At 69.2% G+C, this 1,083-nt stretch carries 2 protein-coding genes; both read left to right on the forward strand.

The annotated features are described in order from the left end of the window. The coding region (locus tag CZ375_RS00005; RefSeq protein ID WP_143803029.1) for a DUF3793 family protein at positions 1-565 on the forward strand (565 nt) is incomplete at its 5' end. 55 nt (positions 566-620) lie between these two features. Continuing rightward, on the forward strand, positions 621-1,022 hold the full coding sequence (locus CZ375_RS00010; RefSeq protein ID WP_077597315.1) for a flavodoxin domain-containing protein: 402 nt from the start codon (positions 621-623) through the stop codon (positions 1,020-1,022). Positions 1,023-1,083: the final 61 nt, after the last annotated feature.

Genomic DNA, 1,083 nt, shown 5'->3' on the forward strand with positions numbered 1-1,083 from the left:
CGTGCGGGCCTGCGCGGGCGTGATCGCGGGGGTCAAGCCCGCCGCCATCTTCTCGTTTCGCTGTCCCGACTCGGACGGCCGCGAGCGCGGACGCCTGTGCGAGCTGCTGCGCGCCCTGTCGCCCGCCCTGGGCGAGAGGGGCATCCGCCTTGTGGCCGTTGCGCGCAGGCGTGACCGCCTGCAGCTTCTTGCCTGGCGCCCCGAGCTGGTGGAACAGCGCCTCTCTGATGCCCCCACCGCCAGCTTCCTGGCGTCTCTCGGCCATCCCACCTCGTCCGCGCGCCTCCTGATGGGCTCGTTGCGACAGGCCCTCTGCCGCTACCACCAGGGGAGTCGGTCTGGCTTTCCCCATGAGGTGGGGCTCGTCCTGGGCTATCCGCTGGAAGACGTCCAGGGCTACATGCGCGGCGCTACCGAGACCTGTCGCGGGCCTTGGCGCAGCTATGGTGACGCCACCCAGGCTCGTCAGCGCTTCCGCCGCCTGGCGGAGGGCGAGAGGAGCTGCCGCGTGCGCTACGCCCAGGGCATGAGCCTTGGCGCCCTTCTGGAGCGAACGCCCCTCTAGGCACTGCCTTCGGGGAAGGTCCCCGAAGTTCTGATAGGTTCTCAAGGAGGAACTCATGAGCAAGCTGGCCGTTGTGTACTGGTCCCAGACGGGCAACACCGAGGTCATGGCAAACGCCCTGGCAGATGCCGCCGCCGCGGATGCCATCGAGGTCTCGTCGTTCTCCGCCGCGCGCGTGGCGGACTACGACGCCCTTGCCTTCGGCTGCCCGGCGATGGGCGACGAGGAGCTCGACCCTGACTTCGAGGAGGTCTGGAGCGATTGCGTCCCCGTGCTGGGCGACAAGCCCGTGGCACTCTTCGGCAGCTACGACTGGGGCACGGGGGAGTGGATGGAGAGCTGGAAGGACAGCGCGCAGGCAGCTGGCGTCAACGTGGTGGGCAGCGTCATCGCCAACCTGGAGCCGAATGACGAGGCGCTGGAACAGCTGAGGGAGCTGGCGGGCAAGCTGGCCTAGCCTCTGGGGCCACCCTGGGATGGCCCCTCTTCCTGTGGCGGGGCATGCTCTGCGGAAGACG

This window comes from Olsenella urininfantis, assembly GCF_900155635.1.
In the GTDB taxonomy this organism is placed as follows: Bacteria; Actinomycetota; Coriobacteriia; order Coriobacteriales; family Atopobiaceae; genus Olsenella_G; species Olsenella_G urininfantis.